The 17,883-nt window shown below is 72.4% G+C and carries 15 protein-coding genes and 2 pseudogenes; 11 read left to right on the top strand and 6 right to left on the bottom strand.

Annotation, left to right across the window (positions count from 1 at the left end; all coding sequences use genetic code 11):
• Positions 1 to 34 precede the first annotated feature (34 nt).
• Positions 35 to 718 carry a hypothetical protein gene (locus Ade02nite_RS35945; RefSeq protein WP_203773521.1) on the top strand — a complete coding sequence of 228 codons (684 nt, stop codon included), beginning with the start codon at positions 35 to 37 and terminating at the stop codon, positions 716 to 718.
• 13 nt (positions 719 to 731) lie between these two features.
• Here Ade02nite_RS35945 and ligD read toward each other — a convergent pair whose 3' ends face one another.
• Positions 732 to 1,715, bottom strand: a complete 984-nt coding sequence (gene ligD / locus Ade02nite_RS35940; protein WP_203773519.1) for a non-homologous end-joining DNA ligase — start codon at positions 1,713 to 1,715, stop codon at positions 732 to 734.
• 67 nt (positions 1,716 to 1,782) lie between these two features.
• Between ligD and Ade02nite_RS35935 the strand changes: the two genes are divergently transcribed.
• The 3 genes and pseudogenes from Ade02nite_RS35935 to Ade02nite_RS49795 form a co-directional block, all read left to right on the top strand.
• Positions 1,783 to 4,446, top strand: coding sequence for a helix-turn-helix transcriptional regulator (locus tag Ade02nite_RS35935; RefSeq protein ID WP_203773517.1), 2,664 nt, complete (start codon positions 1,783 to 1,785; stop codon positions 4,444 to 4,446).
• A 75-nt stretch (positions 4,447 to 4,521) separates the two neighbouring features.
• The gene (locus tag Ade02nite_RS35930; protein WP_203773515.1) at positions 4,522 to 5,361 is read left to right on the top strand and encodes an alpha/beta hydrolase; all 840 of its coding nucleotides are present in this window, start codon (positions 4,522 to 4,524) and stop codon (positions 5,359 to 5,361) included.
• Between the two features lie 50 nt (positions 5,362 to 5,411).
• Positions 5,412 to 5,474: pseudogene (locus Ade02nite_RS49795) on the top strand (hypothetical protein); the annotation flags it as partial.
• Here Ade02nite_RS49795 and Ade02nite_RS35925 read toward each other — a convergent pair.
• Both Ade02nite_RS35925 and Ade02nite_RS35920 read right to left on the bottom strand, forming a co-directional pair.
• Positions 5,448 to 6,860, bottom strand: coding sequence for a sensor histidine kinase (locus tag Ade02nite_RS35925; RefSeq protein ID WP_239169301.1), 1,413 nt, complete (start codon positions 6,858 to 6,860; stop codon positions 5,448 to 5,450). The pseudogene Ade02nite_RS49795 and the gene Ade02nite_RS35925 sit on opposite strands and share 27 nt — an antisense overlap.
• 44 nt (positions 6,861 to 6,904) lie before the next feature.
• A complete protein-coding gene (locus tag Ade02nite_RS35920) occupies positions 6,905 to 7,213 on the bottom strand; it encodes a hypothetical protein (protein ID WP_203773513.1) in 309 nt (102 codons plus the stop codon).
• Positions 7,214 to 7,364: 151 nt separating this feature from the next.
• On the opposite strand from Ade02nite_RS35920, the gene Ade02nite_RS35915 reads away from it, so the two are divergent.
• On the top strand, positions 7,365 to 7,967 hold the full coding sequence (locus tag Ade02nite_RS35915) for a response regulator transcription factor (protein WP_203773511.1): 603 nt from the start codon (positions 7,365 to 7,367) through the stop codon (positions 7,965 to 7,967).
• On the opposite strand, the gene Ade02nite_RS35910 is transcribed toward Ade02nite_RS35915, so the two are convergent.
• Positions 7,968 to 10,523: an AAA family ATPase gene (locus tag Ade02nite_RS35910; RefSeq protein ID WP_203773509.1), complete on the bottom strand. Its 2,556-nt coding sequence runs from the start codon at positions 10,521 to 10,523 to the stop codon at positions 7,968 to 7,970.
• A gap of 200 nt (positions 10,524 to 10,723) precedes the next feature.
• Here Ade02nite_RS35910 and Ade02nite_RS35905 point away from each other — a divergent pair.
• Together Ade02nite_RS35905 and Ade02nite_RS35900 are read left to right on the top strand one after the other, a co-directional pair.
• A pseudogene (locus Ade02nite_RS35905) lies at positions 10,724 to 11,755 on the top strand (alpha/beta fold hydrolase); the annotation flags it as partial.
• A 46-nt stretch (positions 11,756 to 11,801) separates the two neighbouring features.
• The gene (locus Ade02nite_RS35900; protein WP_203773503.1) at positions 11,802 to 12,545 is read left to right on the top strand and encodes a hypothetical protein; all 744 of its coding nucleotides are present in this window, start codon (positions 11,802 to 11,804) and stop codon (positions 12,543 to 12,545) included.
• Between the two features lie 9 nt (positions 12,546 to 12,554).
• Here the strand turns inward: Ade02nite_RS35900 and Ade02nite_RS35895 are convergent, their stop codons facing one another.
• Together Ade02nite_RS35895 and Ade02nite_RS35890 are read right to left on the bottom strand one after the other, a co-directional pair.
• Positions 12,555 to 12,818, bottom strand: a complete 264-nt coding sequence (locus Ade02nite_RS35895) for a hypothetical protein (RefSeq protein WP_239169300.1) — start codon at positions 12,816 to 12,818, stop codon at positions 12,555 to 12,557.
• 82 nt (positions 12,819 to 12,900) lie between these two features.
• Positions 12,901 to 13,206, bottom strand: coding sequence for a helix-turn-helix transcriptional regulator (locus Ade02nite_RS35890; protein WP_239169299.1), 306 nt, complete (start codon positions 13,204 to 13,206; stop codon positions 12,901 to 12,903).
• Between the two features lie 206 nt (positions 13,207 to 13,412).
• Here Ade02nite_RS35890 and Ade02nite_RS35885 point away from each other — a divergent pair, with 206 nt between their 5' ends.
• The 4 genes from Ade02nite_RS35885 to Ade02nite_RS35870 all read left to right on the top strand — a co-directional run bounded on the left by Ade02nite_RS35885 (position 13,413) and on the right by Ade02nite_RS35870 (position 17,871).
• Complete coding sequence (locus tag Ade02nite_RS35885) at positions 13,413 to 14,354, top strand: TerC family protein (protein ID WP_203773498.1); 942 nt, start codon at positions 13,413 to 13,415, stop codon at positions 14,352 to 14,354.
• 130 nt (positions 14,355 to 14,484) lie between these two features.
• On the top strand, positions 14,485 to 15,318 hold the full coding sequence (locus tag Ade02nite_RS35880) for an alpha/beta fold hydrolase (RefSeq protein ID WP_203773496.1): 834 nt from the start codon (positions 14,485 to 14,487) through the stop codon (positions 15,316 to 15,318).
• A 28-nt stretch (positions 15,319 to 15,346) separates the two neighbouring features.
• Positions 15,347 to 16,249, top strand: coding sequence for an ABC transporter ATP-binding protein (locus Ade02nite_RS35875; protein ID WP_379038047.1), 903 nt, complete (start codon positions 15,347 to 15,349; stop codon positions 16,247 to 16,249).
• Entirely contained in the window at positions 16,246 to 17,871 is a 1,626-nt protein-coding gene (locus Ade02nite_RS35870; protein ID WP_203773492.1) for an ABC transporter permease, read from the top strand. Before Ade02nite_RS35875 ends, Ade02nite_RS35870 begins: the two co-directional genes overlap by 4 nt.
• Positions 17,872 to 17,883 lie beyond the last annotated feature (12 nt).

The following is a 17,883-nucleotide window of genomic DNA, read 5'->3' as shown; positions in this document are numbered from 1 at the left end:
GCGCGCCTGGCGCCCGGCACCTACCCTGGGGCGCGTGCAGCTGACCGAGATGAGCATGGTCGGCATCCGCACGTCCGTCACCGTGTTCCGGCGGCGGCCGGGCGGGCTCAAGTTCGTCGTGATCCCGACGATTCACATCGGGCGGCCGGACTACTACCGGGCGATCCGCGAGCGGCTGAAGCCCTGCGTGGCGGTGGTGGCCGAGCAGTACGACGGGCCCAGCTCGACCGGCTTCGCCTATGTGGCGGCGCTCAAGCTGACCAGGCAGCGGATCGGCCGCGACCTGGTGCACCAGGACATCGACTACGGCTCGCTCGGTGTGCCGATCATCTTTCCGGACGCGGTCGACGGCGTCGCGGCCGGCCCGGACCGGGCCCTGCCCCGCGAGGCCTGGGCCGACGTCGCGCTGCTGACCCCGGCGCTGGCGCTCGACATGGCGCTGCACGGCCGGGACTGGCTCACCCGGCACCGACTCGACATCGACGACGACAGCGAGATCGAGCTGCGCCCGGCGTTTCTGCACCGCAAGCTCCTGGCCGAGCGCGACGACCTGCTGATCCGGACCCTGCGCGAGATCGACGGCGAGTTCGCGGACGAGGACGCCGAGATCGCCGTCGTCTTCGGCGCCGCGCACATGCCGGCGGTGGTGCGCGAACTGACCGGGCGAGGGTATCGGGTGGCGCCGGGCGCGCGCTGGCTGACGGCGGTGGACTTCTGAACGGCCCAGGTTGCTACGCCGGGCCGTCGTCCCCCGGCAGTTGTGCCGCCGAGGCGTCGCGGTCGTCGACCACGCCGCGGTAGACCGGGTGCCGCAGCTGGTCGCCGCTCGTCCAGGAGCGGTAGGCGATGCGGGCGACCACCTGGGGGTCGACCCACGTCGCCTCGGCCATGGCGGCGAGCTCGGCGTGGCCGGCCGGTGGGCTGCCGCGGCGCAGGGGGGCGAGCTGCTGTTCGAGCTGGCGCCGGGCGGCGCCGGACAGGCCGCTTCCCACCCGGCCGACCAGGTGCAGCCGGCCCGCGCGGTCGTAGGCGCCGACCAGCAGGGCGCCGATGGTGCCGCGCAGCCGGCCCCGGCCGGGCAGCCAGCCGCAGACCACCACGTCGGCCTCGTGCGGGATCACCGTCTTCACCCAGGCCTTGGAGCGTTGACCCGGGGTGTACGGGGAAGCCAGCCGCTTGCAGACGATGCCCTCGAGGCCGAGCTCGCGCGCCGCCGCGTACAGCTCGGTGCCCGCGTCGGCGAACGACGGCGGCGTGTCCACACCGGATCCGCGCAGCGTCAGCTCGTCCAGGGTCGCCCGGCGCTCGGTGTAGGGCGCCGCCATCAGGTCCCGCTGGTCGAGGACCAGCAGGTCGAACACGTACAGGGTGGCCGGTGCCGCGCGCAGCAGCCGGGGGCTGGGGTCGCGTACGCCGATGCGCTGTTGCAGGCGCGAGAAGTCCGGGACTCCCGCGGCGTCCAGGACGACCAGCTCGCCGTCCAGCGCTGCCCGGCGGCCGCCGAGCAGCTCCGGCAGGACGGCCAGCTCGGGGAAGGCGCCGGTGATGTCGCGGCCGGTGCGGCTGCGCAGCCGCCAGCGGCCGCCGGCGGCGGTGACCGCGGCCCGCATTCCGTCATGCTTCGCCTCCGCCGCCCAGCCCGGATCCGTGGGCACCGGTCCGGGGGTCGCCAGCATCGGGGCGATCGCCGGCGGCATCGCCGTGGCCGCGCACATGGCGTGATCTTGGAGGGACGGTTGATGTGTGCGCAGGCGAACCGGGGAACTTCATTAGCATGAGCCGGTGTTGGTGGGGCGGGGGAGACAGGCGGCCGCGTTGACGGCTGTCCTCGACGAGGCGGCGCGCCGGTGCGGTGCCGTGACGGTGGTGCGCGGTGAGGCCGGCATCGGCAAGTCGGCGCTGCTGGCGCACGTGTCGCGGGCCGCGGGGCAACGGGGGTTCCGGGTCGTCACGACGTCCGGGATCCAGGCCGAGGTGCACATCCCGTACGCGGCGCTGCACCGGCTGACCCGGTCGCTCTCGGCCGGCGCTGCCTCGATGGAGATCGACTCGCCGTTCCGGGCCGCGGTGCGGCTGCTGGAGATGCTCGGTGCGGTGCCCGAACCGGTCCTCGTGGCGGTCGAGGACGCGCACTGGCTGGACCCCGGCTCGTGGGAGGCGCTGACCTTCGCGGCGCGGCGGATCGGGTCGGACGCGGTGGCGATGGTGCTGACCGTGCGCGACGGCGAGGACGTCGACCGGCTCCTGGCCCAGGCGGGCCTGCCGGAGATGCGGCTCGAACCGCTGGATCTGCCGCAAGCGGGGGAGCTGCTGGACCGGGTGGCCGCGGGCCTGGCTCCGGCGCTGCGGCAACGGGTGCTCGAGGAGGCGGCCGGCAACCCTCTGGGGCTGGTCGAGCTGGGCGCGGTGGCGGCCCGGTCGGGCGGGGCCGCGCTGCTGCCGTCCCGGCTGCCGCTGAGCACGCGGGTGGAGCGGACGTTCGCCATGCTGGTCGGCGAGCTGCCGCCGGTGACCCGGTCGCTGCTGCTGGTCGCCGCGGCCGACGACGGTGACGGACTGGACGAGATGCTGGCGGCCTGCGGCCGGGTGGAGGGCCGCCCGGTGACCGCCGAGGACATCGAGCCCGCGGTGGTCACCCGGCTCGTCGAGGTCGACGCGGCGTACCGGCTGCGGTTCCGGCATCCGCTGCTGCGCTCGGCGCTGTACCAGTCGGCCGGCGCGGCCCGGCGGCGGCGGGCGCACGCGGCGCTGGCCGAGGTGACGGCCGCCGACCCGGCCCGCCAGGTGTGGCACCGGGCCGCGGCGGCGTCCGGGCCGGACGAGGCGCTGGCCCGCGAGCTGACCGAGACGGCCATGGCGGCCGGGGACCGGCAGGCGGGCGGGGTCGCGCTCGCCGCGTTCGAACGGGCCGTGCAGCTGAGCGAGGACCCGGCCGAGCGCGGACGGCGGCAGCTGGCCGCCGTGAACGTCGCGGTCGAGCTCGGCGACGGCGCGACCGCGCGGCGGATCCTCGGCGAGGTGGCCGGACAGCAGCTGCGGCCGGCGGATCAGGCGTGGCTGTCGTACATGCGGGAGACGCACCTGCAGACCGGGCTGTCCGGCACCGTGCGGTTCGCCGTCTACGCCGAGCTGGTCGACTCGCTGCGCCGCGAGGGCGATCTGCGGCGGGCCGTCGACGCGATGCTCGCCATGACCGTCCTGTTCGTCTGGAGCAATCCGGACGCCGGGACGGCCCGGCTCTACCTGGAGGTCGCCGACCGTCTCGGCGGCGCCGAGGACGATCCGCGCCTCGTCGGCATGATCGCGATGATCGCGCCGATCGAGCGCGGCGCGGTCTGCCTGGAACGGATCGCGCGGCTGCGCACCCGGTTCGACCTCAGCCCGTTCGAGCATCAGACCCTCGGCCTGGCCAGCAGCGCCCTCGGCGCCCTGGACGTGGCGGCGCACTTCTACGCCGAGGCGGCCACCGGCGCACGCGCTCAGGGCCGGATCGGCGTCCTGGCGCAACTGTTGTCGACCCAGGCGTTCGTGGCCGCCTTCCAGTCCGACAGCACCACGGCGATGACGGCCGCGACCGAAGGGGTGTCCCTGGCCGCCGAGACCGGCCAGCGGGCGTGGGGCCTGACCGCACGGCTGGCGCTCGGCCACGCCCACGCGCTGCGCGGCGACGGGGACGCGGCCCGGCAGATCGCGGACCTCGGCGAGAGCGTCCTGCTGACCGGCGGGCGGCTGCCGATGATGGCGCTGGTGCAGACGATCCGGGGCGTGGCCGCGCTGGCCGAGGGCCGGCCCCAGGACGCGTACCGCCACTTCCGCCGCGTCTTCGATCCGGCCGACACCCCGTACCATGTCGGCACCCAGATGAAGATCGTCGGGCATGTCGCGGAGGCCGCCGCCTGGAGCGGGCAGGGGGAGTCGCTGCGCGAGCTGATCGCGCCGCTGCGGCCGATCGCCGAGCAGAGCCGCTGTCCCTCGCTGCTGGTGGGGCTTCGGTACGCCGACGCGGTCCTCGCCGGTGACGCCGAGGCGTACGAGGCCGCGCTCGCCGCCGACCTGTCCGCCTGGCCGTTCGAACGGGCCCGGTTGCAGCACTCGTACGGCACCTGGCTGCGCCGCCGGCGACGGGGCGCCGAATCCCGCCCCCTGCTGCGCGCCGCGGCCACGACCTTCGACGCGCTCGGCGCCCGGCCGTGGGCCGACCGCTGCCGCGCCGAACTGCGCGCCTCCGGCGAGACGCTGCGCCGCCCGGCCGACGCGGCGGGCACCCTGACGCCGCAGGAGCTGCAGATCGCCGCGCTCGCCGCCGAGGGCCTGAGCAACCCGGAGATCGCCGAGCGGCTCTTCCTGTCGCCCCGCACGATCTCCACCCACCTCTACCGCATCTACCCGAAACTCGGCATCAAGTCGCGCGGGGAGCTGTCCCGGGCCCTGTCCACGATTACGTAAACCGACGTACGCGAGCGGGGCGGCGCCACCCCTACGGTGATCCCGTTCCCGCGTACGCGTTCGAGGAGAGCTGACATGTCGCCGCAAACGGATCTGGCCCAGGTCGAGGCCGCCAACGCCAGTGGGCGCACGCCGGTCGTGTTCATCCACGGGCTGTGGCTGCTGCCGTCCAGCTGGCAGCGGTGGGCCGAGGTGTTCGCCGAGGCCGGGTACGCGCCCGTCGTGCCCGGCTGGCCGGACGACCCGGACACCGTCGAGGAGGCCAACGCCCACCCCGGCGTGTTCGCGAAGAAGAGCGTCGGCCAGGTCGCCGACCACTTCTGCGGGCTCATCGGCAAGCTCGACCGCAAGCCGGCGGTGATCGGGCACTCGTTCGGCGGCCTGCTCGCGCAGATCAGCGCCGGCCGCGGCCTGTCCGCCGCGACGGTGGCGATCGACCCGGCCCCGTTCCGCGGTGTCCTGCCGCTGCCGATCAGCGCGCTGCGGGTGGCGAGCGCCGTCATCGGCAACCCCGCCAACTATCACCGGGCCGTCCCGCTCACCTACGACCAGTTCCGGTACGGCTTCGCCAACGCGGTCACCGAGGAGGAGGCGCGGGAGCTGTACGCCACGTACGCGGTGCCGGCGTCCGGCGAGCCGCTGTTCCAGGCCGCCACCGCCAACCTCAACCCGTGGACCGAGGTCAAGGTCGACACCGGCAACCCGCAACGCGGCCCGCTGCTGATCATCTCGGGGGAGAAGGACCACACCGTGCCGTGGGCCATCGCCAACGCGTCCTACAAGCAGCAGAAGGACAACTCCAACCCAACCGAGATCGTCGAGATGCCGAACCGGGGGCACTCGCTGACCATCGACAGCGGCTGGCGTGAGGTCGCGGACACCGCGCTCGCCTTCGTCCGCCGCCACCAGCCGTGAGCGGGCACGCGCATCACGACAACGCGATCCTGCTGGCCATCCCCGGCGCCATGGACGCCGGACTGGCGACCTTCGCGTTCTGGTTGTCACTGGCGGTTGCCCTGGCGGCTGCCCTGGCGGTCGCCTTCGTGGTCACCGTCCCGGTCAACCGCTGGCTGATCGCCCGCGGCCGGGGCCACGCCGTCGTCCCGCACTGAGCGGTCGCCGCCGCCCGGCGGGATGGCCGGCACGGTCGCCGAGATCGCCGTGCCGTTGCCCGGCTCCGACTCGATGTCCAGGCGGCCCGCCAGGCGCCGCACCCGCTGCCGCATGCCGGCGAGGCCGAACCCGCCCTCCGCGGAGCCGGCGCCACGGAGGGCGGCGGGTTCGAAGCCGGCGCCGTCGTCCCGGACGTCGAGCGTCACCACGTCGTCCATGTAGGACAAGGTGAGCCCGGCCCGGCGGGCTTGCGCGTGCTTGGCGACGTTGGCGAGGGCTTCCTGCGCGGTACGCAGGAGCGCCACCTCGATGCCGGGATCCAGCGGGCGGGCGTCGCCGGTCGTGGTCACCACCACGTCGACGTGGTTCACCCGCGCCCAGCGCCGCGCCAGGTCGTCGATCGCGTCCGGGAGCCGGGCCTCGGCGAGCAGGGACGGCTGTACGGCATGGACGGTGCGGCGTGCCTCGGTGAGGCTCTCGCGGGCCAGGTCGATCGCGTTCGTCACCCGCCGGTGCGGGCTCGACGCCGCGTCCAGGCTCCGCTCGGCGGCCTGGAGCTGGGTGACGATGCCGGCCAGCCCCTGAGCGACGGTGTCGTGGATCTCCCGCGCCATCCGCTGCCGCTCGTCGAGCACGCCCGCCCGGCGGGCCTGCACGAGCAGCTGGGCGTGCAGGCCGGCGTTCTCCTCCAGCGCCGCCTCCAGCTCCCGGTTGGCCTCGTGCAACGCGGCGAGCGCCCGCCTCTGCTCGGCGTTGCGCAGGTGCGTCAGATCGGCGAAGTGGAAGAACACGGCGGCCAGCACGACGTTGACCGCCCACACGGCGAGCCATTCCCACCACGCGCCGCCGGCGGCGCTCTCCAGCCCGCCCAGGTACGCCACCGCGGAGATCGTCGCGGTGGCGGCGACACCCGCGTAGCGCCACCGCCCACTCAGGTAGACGAACGCCTGCGGGTAGCCGCCGAAGGCGAACAGCCCGAAGAACGGCGCGATCGCGACGAGAGCGCCGGCGAGCACCGTGAGACCCGCGTAGTAGAGGGCCATCACCGGGCGGTTCCGGTGCCATTCCGGGTGCAGGGTGTGGAAGAAAAGCACCCAGAGCGCGGCGGCGGCCGCGAGCCCGAGCACGGCGGCGACGGGCACGGGCCCGTCCCAGAGGGGCTGGAGCAGCGTGAGCAGGGTGCTGACCGCCAGCAGGACGTACGGCAGGGCGTTGAAGACCGCCATCTCCCTGCGCTCCGAGCGATCGAACTCGGCGCGCAGCTCGGCCTCGATGCCCACGGCCTGCTCCCCTTCGTCCACCCCAGCATGCCAGCTGGGTGCCGAAGCGGGTGCCCGCGGTCAGCTCATCGGCCGCTGAGGAAGGTCGTGCTGTTGGCCTGGGCGTCCTGGAGCAACTCGCATGCCCGTTCCACCGCGGTGGCGGCCTCGCGCAGTTGCTGCCGCGCGTCGATCAGCGCTTGGTTGTCGGTCCGCTCCACTTCCAGCCGGGTGGCCGCTCTGCAGAGCGCGACGGAATGCTTCGACAGCTCTTCTTCGGATTGCTCCGCGGTCGCGGCACATTTCTCGACGGCCGCCGTGATGTCCGGGGGATCGCTGTCGTTGTCGAAGTAGCTTTCGGATCTCCATGTTGGAGCAACGCCGGACGGTGACATATCGATGACGCTAAGTGCGGTTTGGCCTGCCGGTCCATGACGCCATCATGATGGCACAGCCCCGCCATGGAGTGTCCGGCTGGCGCACGGGACGGGGCGTCGACAAGGATCAACGGGCGTCTGTCCCGGATGAGGAGGAGGCCACGATCTCATGCTTGTGCGGATCGCCGTGGCCGATCCTCTGCCCGTCTTCCGGCACGGTGTCGTCGAGATCTTGCGCGATGCCGGATTCGAGCCGGAGACGCCGGACGATCTCTTCGGGTGGGTTCGAGACGAGCAGACCACCGTCGTGGTCCTCACCCTGAAGAGTGAGGCGGACTGGCGGACCCTCGAAGGTTTGCGCCGGACGGCCTCCGATCTGGTGCTCATCGCCCTGCTCGAGGAGATGTCCGTGCGTGACTCCGTGCGTGCCCTTCGGGCTGGCGCGGCATGCGTCATGGCTCGCGACGCCACCCCAGCGGCATTTCGTGAGCGGTTCCGAGCTGTGGTCCGCGGCGAAAGCGTGGTCCCCGTCGACGTGCTGCGCGAGCTGACCGCGCCCGCAACGGACCCTGCCGTGCCGGACGAGCCGTCGCCGGCCGAACGCCATTGGCTGCGTGGCCTGGCCCAGGGTGCCACCGTCGGGCGGTTGGCGGCCGAAGCCGGCTACTCCGAGCGCATGATGTTCCGGCTGCTGCGCGATCTCTACACGCGGATGGGCGCTCGGGACAGGACGGACGCGCTCATCATGGCGCAGCATCGTGGCTGGCTCTGATCAGCCGAGCAGTGCCTTGATCCGGGGCAACGGGTTGCCCGGCGAGCCGGCGATCAGGGTGGCGAAGAACTCACGCCGCCGGAATCGCGCACCGCCCAAGTCCACGATGTCCCGGGCCGCCAGATAGGCGTCGAGCGCCGGCTGCTCACCTCGCTCCGGTTGCAGCAACGCGAGTCCGGAGAGCGCGAGACCCTCGATCTCGTAGGCGCGATAGCTTCCGGGCGACGTCTCGCGTAAGGCACGAGCCAGCTCCACCGCCTCGGCGAAGGCCCGCCGGGTGGGCTCCCCTCTGTTGCCGTCGCGCAGGAAGGCGACGCCCTGCATGGCGAAGGCCTCGGCGCCGAGCACGCCCTGGGCATACCGGGTGGCCGGCTTCGCGGCGGTGAGTGCCGGGCCTGGGCAGCCCTTGGTCAGCTCGACGAAGGCGAGAGTCGTGTGCGCGGTGCTCCAGAGGTCCGGATCGCCGACCCGGACCGCCACATCCTGCGCACGCCTCGCCGCGTCCTCGGCGAGCTTGGGGTCCCGCCGGAGCAGGTGGACCCAGGCCTGCAGGTCGTCGCAGCGCGCGATCATGACACGGTCGTTCCCGGCCCGTTTCCGCAAGTCCTCGAGCCGAGCGAGGCTCTCATCGTCCCGGCCACGCTCAAAGCTGATCAAAGCTCGGAGGTAGAGGAGGGGAAGGACCACGTCCGGGTCGGCGGAGTGCCGGTCCGACTCGGCGCGGTCGAGGTGGTCGTCGGCCTCCGCGAAGGCGCCGGCCTCGACGAGGCAGACCGCGAGACCCAGATGCGCCGTGGACACGCCCTTGTGTCCGGCGGGCGATTGGTCCAGCAGGGTCTGATAGTGCTCGGCCGCCTTCGCCACCTGGCCGGCTCGGAAATGGTACGCGGCGAGTTGCACCAGGAACGCCAGGTACGTCGTGGACGGCTTCGGCCCGGCGCTCATGCGCACGCCACCCTCGACCGTCTCGATGGCTTTCTCGAGGTTGCCCTGCTGAGCCAGCGCGTGCCCGGTCAGCATCACGTAGAGCACCTGCTCGCGAAAGCTGAGACGCTCGCCCGAGACCCGGGTCAGCCACGGCGTCAACGCGGCGGTCTGTCCCCAGCCCAAGAGGTAGCGGTCGTTCAGGGAGGCCATCAACCGGACCGCCCGCCCCGGGTCGCCGGCGCTGACGAAGAGGTCGACGGCGTGCAGATCGTCCTCCAGATCGTCGAGGCGAACGGGGTCTCGGCCGGGGACGGTTGCCGCCAAGTACTCCGCGGCCTTCCGGCGCTGCGAGGCGATCTCCGCCTCGGGAATTCTGGTGGTTATCCGGCCGGACTCGCCGCCGGGCACGTAGTAGTGATCGTCGTATCGCCGGATGAGCCGGCAGCGCACCAGTTGGTCGAGCGCGTCGCGCACGTCGCCCACCTCGTCGGAGGGCCGTCCGTCGAGGTGAGCGATCACCGGCGGGCGGACCGGCCGGTCGAGGATCGCCAGGAGGCGGAGGGCGCGCCTCCGCGGCTCGTCCAGGCTCGACAGCAGCGTCCTCGTCAAAGCCTTGGAGTCCGACGCGACATCGATCGGATCGGGGCCGGTCTCTGCCTTGATCGCCTGAATGCCCAGGACCAGTTCGGCGGTTCGGGGGTGGCGGCCGGTCGCCTTGGCCAGCGCGCCCACGCGTGGAGCGGGAGCGCCCGGGATCGCCACGTCGCCCACGAATGCCCGGAAGTACTCCTGCGGCAGTCCGGCCGTCACCGATACTGTCTCTATGTCGCGGGGGCGAGGCAGCGGCTTCTCCGAGGCGAAGAGCACCTTGACGCGATGCTCCTCCCGTTGGTCCCTCAGGGTGTCGAAGACCAGGCCGAGTGCCTCGTCCAGCCACTCGCTCGCACCGGTCGCGAAGAGATCCTGTGCGTCGTCGACCACCAGCCAGACACGGCTCTTTCCGAGCTCCCTGAGCACGTCCTTCGACCGCATAACCAGGTCGGAGCCGCCGTCGCTCAGACGTTCCAGCAACCGCTGTCGATCGCCAGGGTCGGAGACGGCCGAGGCGAGCCTCTCCAGCACCGAGAAGGCGTTGACCCCGGGAAACCCCCGAACCGCCAGGTAACCCGCCCCGACGTTGTCCGGCCGATTGCGCAGCAGCTCGGCGACGATCGCGGTCTTGCCGATGCCGGGCGCGCCCACCAACTGGACGAACACTCCCTCGTCCCGCGTCATCTTCGTCGTGAGGGCGTCGAGCGGGGTTCGGCGGTCGCGCAGGGTGCCGGGCACGAACTCGGGCAGTCCGGCCACCTCACGGTCGTCCTCGGTCGTGTCGGAGCTGGGCGTCGTCGTCTCGCTGGAGCCGCTGCTGAGGCGCCACAACGGGATCGCCACCAGGACGCCTACGGCGGTGAGGACAATGACGGACGGCCACGGATTCGTCTGGATCAGCCGGAGCGGGCCTGGCCATGCCGCTTTCTCGTCGCCTGTCGCACCGTTGATCGCGATACCGACGAGCGTGGTCAGGATGCCGGTGACAGCAACAAGCAGAGCGGCCGCGAGCGGCCGGAAATGGCCTTTGAATCGCACCGGCACCTCCCACGCACCCGCCACGCCCGCTCACCATGACATGGTTCTGCCATTGATCGCCATCACTCTGTGCGGCAACCCGCGTGACGAAGGGTGAGCGAACTGGTGCCCAGCGGCCCTGGCCCCGGGGACGTCCTTCCCTAGGGCGCGAGATCACCCCGTTCATACCGTTGGGGGTATCAAGCGAGGGGGTGCATGTCGTGCGACGGCTTCTCGTTCTGGGCGCCGGCACCGCGGGCACGATGGCGGTCAACAAGCTGCGCCGGAGACTGCGCCGGGACGCATGGCGGACCGACCGGACGCTCCGGAGACACGCCGTCCTGCCGGAACACCGTAAGGAGACGATGATGAACCGCAACCCGTTTGGCTTCCCGGCCTATATGCGCGCCGCCCGGCAACGGCTCGCGGACATTCCCACCTCGACCGCGCAGACCCCGGCCGGTCCCGTTCAATACCTCGACCGGGGTGCCGGCTTCCCGATCCTGCTGGTGCACGGCGTCTTCGGCGGGCACGACGCGGCGGTGCGCCTGGCCGAGCCCGAGATCCTGGCCGGCCACCGGCTGATCGCCCCGTCGCGCTTCGGTTACCTCGGCACCCCGATGCCCCGGCGGGCCACCGTGGCGCTCCAGGCCGACACCCACGCCGCGCTGCTGGACGTGCTCGGTGTCGACCGTGCCGTGGTCTACGCCGGATCGGCCGGTGGCACCTCGGCCCTGCAACTGGCGATCCGCCACCCGGACCGGGTGGCGGCCCTGGTGCTGCAATCGACGAACGTGACCGGGCCGCACCACGACCGCGACATCATGCCGCGCGCGGTGGCGTACCGGCTCTGGCGGTCGGAGCTGCTGATGTGGCTCGTGCGCACCTACCTGCCCGGCGTCATCACGTCTTTGATGGGCGTCCCGCGGGACCTGCCGTTGACCGACGCCGACCGCCGGCGCCTCGCCCTGGAACTGGACTCGATCTTCCCGGTGCGGCCGCGGGTCGAGGGCATCATGTTCGACGCCTTCACCGGCAACCGCGACATCAACGGGTGCCGGCTGGAGCGGATCACCTGCCCGACCCTGTTCGTCCACTTCCGCGACGACGGTGGGCCACCCTACGACGAGGCCGTGGCCATGTGCCGGCGCATTCCGGGCGCCCGCCTGGTGACCGGGGAGCACGGCGGGCACCTGGGGCTCGGCGACCACCCCGAGATCACCGCGGCCATCCGGCGGTTCTTGGCGACGGTGACCACGAGCGCCAGGCCGGCGGCCGCGGACGCGTAGGGAGGAAGCGATGGCCGGACACGAAGCGAGACTCGCGGCCCGAGAGGCACCCGCCGACCTCGCGCCGACGCCGGACGGCGACGCGCCCTGGATCTCGCTCTTCCGCGCCGGAGCCGTCGCGGCGGCTCTGGCGGTCGTCTCGTACGTCGCGGCCCTGATCATCGTCGGTGTCACGAGCCCGCCACCGACGTCGGGCGGCGCCGCCATGCTGGAGTTCGTCGGCGCGCACCGCACCGTCTACATCGTGCGGCAGCTGCTCTGGATGACGCCGAGCCTGTTCCTGATGGTGGTCTTCCTCGCCCTGGCGGTGGCGCTGCGCGCCCGGAGCAGGAGCCTGGCCGCCGTCGCCGGCCTCATCGCCGTCAGCTCCTGGGTGCTGACGTTCGCGTGGCCGGCCACGGGTGACGGATCGCTGGCCATGGTCGTGCTCAGCGACAAGTACGCGGAGGCGGGCACGCTGGGGCAGCGGGCGCCGTTCGCGGCCGGTGCCGAGGTGCTGATCGCGCTCAACGACGTACCGGCCGTGATCGGCGTGCTCCAGACGCTCGGCATCCTGCTGATCGCGCTGCTGATGCTGCGCGGGCCGTTCGGCGCCGGAGCCGCCTGGCTCGGCATCGCGACGGGCGCCGTCGGGATGCTCTCGGAGGCGCTCCGGCCGTTGCTCGGCTGGGCCTACGCCGGCTACGGCCTGCTGCTGTTCGTCTGGCTGGGCTGGATCGCGGTCGCGCTCTGGCGGCACGGCCGACGCGGGTAGCCCCTGCGCCTATCGTGTCGCCCCGGCGGGAGTGCGTTCGTCCCGTACGGGGCTGAGCGCCTCCGGATCGATGTGCAACGTCGACAGGAGGCTGCGATTCCTGGCGACGTCGACGACCTCGGGCAGCGTGCGCTCGACCCAGTCGGCGCGGGCGGTGAGCCCTCGGGAACGCAGCACGGCGACGATGTCGGCTCGGCTGAGGGTCATGGCGAAACCGTCCTTTCCTGAGCTCTTGTCGATCGCGGTCGGCCGCAGCAGCGGAATCGTGTCCATACACTCTGGATAGTCCGGTGCGGTCACCGGGGCCAGGGAACAAGGTCCCGGGTCCGGGGGGCCGTGCCGACGTCGCCGGCGATCAATCGCGGTCCTGTTCCTCGTCGGGTGGCGGCGCATCGGTGAACAGGGCGAGCAGATCGCCGATGCGGCGGTCGGCCTCCGCCGGGTGCCGGAAGTGTCCCCGCGGGTTGACGGTGTATCGATTGCGGCGCCCCACGCGCGTGTGCTCGAGGTAGCCCGCGTCCTCGAGATCGGCCACGATGGCCTGCGCCGCGCGCTCGGTGATGCCCACGGTCTCCGCGATCTCCCGTAGCCGGGCGCCCGGGTCGCGCGCGATGGCCAGCAGCACATGCGCGTGGTTCGTCAGGAAAGTCCAAGTCGGCATGAGCGCCTCCGTCGTTGTCATACGAATCATAATTCAGGAATACTGGTTCGTAGTTCGAGGGGGAGTACCCGGCGTTCGACGCGTTGCCGTCAGTACGGACCTGGCCATCCAGGTCTCGGTGACGCGGCCACCGGCAAGGTGGTGCGGGGAGACCGTCGACCGGTGACGCCGGCCCACGCGGCCGGCCGGTCGAAGGGAGTTCCGTCGTGCTGGTGCCCTGGTGGGCATGGGTTCTCGTGATGGGTGCCGTTGCGCTGATGCTGGCGGTCGACCTGTTCCTGCACCGCGACAACCACGTCATCGGCTTCCGGGAGGCGGCGACCTGGTCCGCGGTCTGGATCGGTGCCGGTCTGCTGTTCGGAGCGCTGCTGTGGTGGTGGCAGGGCCCGGACGTGGCCGGCACCTACTACGCCGGCTATCTGATCGAGAAGGCGCTGTCGGTCGACAACGTCTTCGTCTTCGCAATGGTGTTCTCGGCCTTCGCCGTGCCGGAGGCGCTGCGGCACAAAGTGCTCTTCTGGGGCGTCGTCGGCGCGCTCGTCATGCGGCTGGTGTTCATCTTCGTCGGCGTCGAGCTGCTCGAGACGTTCTTCTGGACGGCGTACGTCTTCGGCGCCTTCCTGATCTGGACCGGCTACCGTATGGCGTTCCGGCACGGCGAGCAGACGCCACCGGACCGTAACCCCGTCGTCCGCCTCGTGCGCCGCCTCGTGCCGACCGATCCGGCTTACCACGGCGACCGGTTCTTCACGCGGGTCCGCGGCCGTCGCGTGGCCACGCTGCTGTTCGTCGTCCTGATCGCGGTCGAGGCCACCGATCTGATCTTCGCCATCGACTCGGTGGCCGCGGTCCTCGCGATCACCACCAGCCCGTTCCTCGTCTGGACGGCGAACGCCTTCGCGATCCTGGGCCTGCGCAGCCTCTACTTCTGCCTGGCCGGTCTGCTGCGCCGCTTCGTGCACCTGCACTACGGTCTCGCGGTGCTGCTCGCCTTCGCGGGTGTCAAGCTCATCCTCGCCGAGACGCCGGTCGGCAAGCTGCCGATACCGCTGACTCTCGGCGTCATCGTGGCGACCATCGCGGTGTCCATCGTCTGGAGCTTGCGCAGCGGCGTGGTCATGACGTGGCCGCCTCGGGAACGAGGCTGAAGGCGCTCTCCTCCTCCTGCCCGGCCGAGGGCTTTCGGCCCTGTCCATGCCCGGGGCGGCGGCGCGATGATGCGGCTGTCGGCGTGCGGACACGCCGGCGCTCCGGCTCAGGATCGAAGAACTGATCGTGATGGAACCTGCCTGTGGTGTCCTCACCGGCGGCCTGCCCTGCCTGGCCGTCGGCACCGGACCGCCGGTGGTCCTCCTTCCCGGGATCAGCGGCGACAACGCCGATCCGCGATGCCGGGAGCGGCGGGCCCAGGTGCGCGCCTTCCGCAAGCTGACGGGCCGCTTCACGTTGTACGTGATCAACCGGCGGCCCGGGCTCGCGCGGGGCGTGACGATGCGCGACCTCGCCGACGACTACGCGGCCGCCGTCCGCCACGAGTTCGGCGGCCGCCCGGTGCCGGTGATCGGCGTGTCCACCGGCGGCTCGATCGCCCAGCTCCTGGCGGCCGGCCACCCGGACCTGGTGAGCCGGCTGGTCCTCGTCGCCAGCGCGCACCGGCTCTCCGCCGGCGGCCGTCGCGCTCAGCGTGCTCTGGCCCGGCACGCCGCGGCGGGGCGGCCGAGGCGCGCGTGGGCGTCGACGGGCCCGGCCCTGGCGGGCAGCCGCGCCGGAGGGTGGTCGTTCACCCTCCTGCTGTGGCTGCTCGGCCGCCGCATGGCCCCGCCCGACGTCACCGATCTCGTGGTCACGGTCGAGGCGGAGGACACCTTCGACGCCGCTCCCCGGCTCGGCGAGATCGCCGCACCCACGCTCGTCATCGGTGGCGAACGCGACGGCTTCTACAGTGCGCGGCTGTTCCGGGAGACCGCGTACCGCATCCCGGACGCGCGTCTGCTGCTGTACCGGCGCAAGGGCCATGCCGCGACCGTGGCCGCCGGCGCCACCAGCCGGGAGATCCTGCGCTTCCTCGGCGCCCGCCCGGGCGGGGGATCAGCCGGATCCGCAAACTCGTGAACGACCTCACCTCGGGGAAGTGGTACCGGTGACTACTGCCATATCGATCGCGGGACTGGTGAAGGACTTCGGCCGCGGCGCGAGGGCCCTGGACCACCTCGACCTGGAGGTGCGGACCGGCGAGGTGCACGGCTTCCTCGGGCCGAACGGCGCGGGGAAGACCACCACGATCCGCGTGCTGCTGGGGCTGCTGCGCGCCGACGCGGGCCGTGCCGAGATCCTCGGCGGTGAGCCGTGGCGCGACGCCGTGGCGCTGCACCGGCGCCTCGCCTATGTGCCCGGTGAGGTGAACCTGTGGCCCAATCTCACCGGCGGGGAGGTGATCGACCTGCTCGGCGACCTGCGTGGCGGGATCGACGCGCGCCGCCGGGACCGGCTGCTCGACCGGTTCCAGCTCGACCCGGCCAAGCGGATCCGGGCCTACTCGAAGGGCAACCGGCAGAAGGTCGCCCTGGTGGCGGCGTTCTCGTCGGACGTCGAGCTCTATCTGCTCGACGAGCCCACCTCGGGGCTGGACCCGCTGATGGAGGGCGTGTTCCAGGACGTGGTCCGGGAACTGCGGGCCGCGGGCCGGAGCATCCTGCTCTCCAGCCACATCCTGTCCGAGGTCGAGGCGCTGTGCGACCGCGTCACGATCATCCGGGACGGGCGGGCGGCGGAGAGCGGCACGTTCGACGAGCTGCGCCACCTGACGCGTACGTCGGTCGTGGTCGACACGGCCGAGCCGCCGGCCTCGGTCATCGGGTGGCCGGGCGTGCACGACGCCCACGTGCGCGGTGGCCACGCCGAGTTCAGCGTCGATCCGGACGAGCTGAACCACGTCCTGGCGCACCTGGTCGGCCTGCAAGTGCGGTCGATGGTCACGTCGCCGCCGACCCTGGAGGAGCTCTTCAAGCGGCACTACGGCGCGGAGACGGCGGTGCGGTCATGAACGGCTTCGCCGGTACGGCGCGCCTGGTCCGGCTGGCCCTGCGGCGCGATCGCATCGTCCTGCCCGCCTGGATCCTGGGCATGGCCGGATTCCTCGCGGCGACCACCGCCATGTTCGCGGAGCAGTACGCCCGGCATCCGGCCCTGCTCGTGCCGGACACCCGGATCGTCGTGGAGAACCCGGGCATGCGGGTGCTGGGCCTGGTCACCGGGGCGCACGTCGGCGGGTACGCGCTGCATCGGGACGCGCTGACCCTGGCCGTGCTCGCCGCCGTGATGAGCATGCTCGCGGTCGTCCGGCACACCCGCCAGGCGGAGGAGCTCGGCCGTGAGGAGATGCTGCGGGCCGGTGTGACCGGCCGCTACGCGTCGCCGGCCGCGGCGGTGACCGTCGCGTTCGGGGCGAACCTGGTGCTGGCCCTTCTGCTCGGGGCCGCGATGGTGGCCGCGGGTCAGCCGGTCGGCGGCTCGATGGCCGGCGGCGCCTCGATCGCCCTGGTGGGGGTGGCCTTCACCGGCGTGGCCGCGGTGGCGTCCCAGTTGTCGTCGACCACGCGGGGCGCGATCGGCCTCTCCGGAGCGGTTCTCGGCCTCGCGTTCCTGCTCGCGGCGCTGGGCAACATGCTCGGCACCGTGGCCCCGGACGCGCTGCGCGTCACCAGTGCCTGGCCGGCCTGGCTCTCCCCGATCGGGTGGGGCCAGCAGATGCGCCCGTTCGCGGACAACCTGTGGTGGCCGGCGGCGCTCGCGGTGCCGGCGATGCTGCTCCTGTTCGGCGTGGCCGTCCTGCTGCTCGGCCGGCGCGACGTGGGCCGGGGGGTGTGGCCCGAACGCCGTGGCGCCGCCCACGCGAGCGCGGCCCTGCGCAGTCCCACCGGTCTGGTGTGGCGGCAGCAGCGGGGGACGCTGCTCGGCTGGTCGGTCGGCCTGCTCGGCTTCGGCGCGGTCTTCGGGGCGCTGAGCGAGGAGATCAAAGGACTCGAGGGCGAGGCCGCGGAGTGGTACGCCACGTTCGGCTCCGGTGGCGGCCTGCTCGGCGCCTACTGGACGTCGATGATGCAGATCGCCGGGACGGCCGTCGCGGTGTATGTGGTGACGCTCCTGCTGCGGCTGCACCAGGACGAGTCGCGGGGCACGATCGAGCCGCTGCTCGGCGCCGCCGTGTCGCGGCTTCACTGGCTGCGCGCGTACGCGATCAACGCGCTGGCCGGGGCGGCCGGTCTGCTGCTGCTCTTCGCGGTGGCGATGGGTGTCGCGGGTGGTCAGGTGTCCGGCGGCCGGATGTCGCTCGTGGGCGATCTGGCCGGCGCGGCGCTCGTCCAGCTTCCCGCCGTCTGCCTGCTGGGCGCCGCGGTGGTGGTCCTGATCATGGCGATGCCGCGCCGGCCGGCCGGCGCGAGCTGGGCGATCGTCGTGTTCACCGTCGTCACCGGCCCGATGTTCGGCCCCTCGCTGAACCTGCCCACGTGGCTGCTGAACCTCTCGCCGTTCAACCACGTGCCGAACGTGCCGGCCGAAGAGGCCGCCGCCGGGCCGTTGCTGGGGCTGGCTCTGGGCGCCTTGGTGCTGTCCGTCGCCGGGGCGGCGCTGCTGCGCCGGCGGGACCTCGTCCTGCCGGCTTGACGGGTGCGGTCG

The sequence above is a fragment of the Paractinoplanes deccanensis genome, from assembly GCF_016862115.1.
GTDB lineage: Bacteria > Actinomycetota > Actinomycetes > Mycobacteriales > Micromonosporaceae > Actinoplanes > Actinoplanes deccanensis.
Note: the sequence above shows the minus strand (reverse complement) of the source record. Positions and strands in the feature narration are given on the sequence as shown.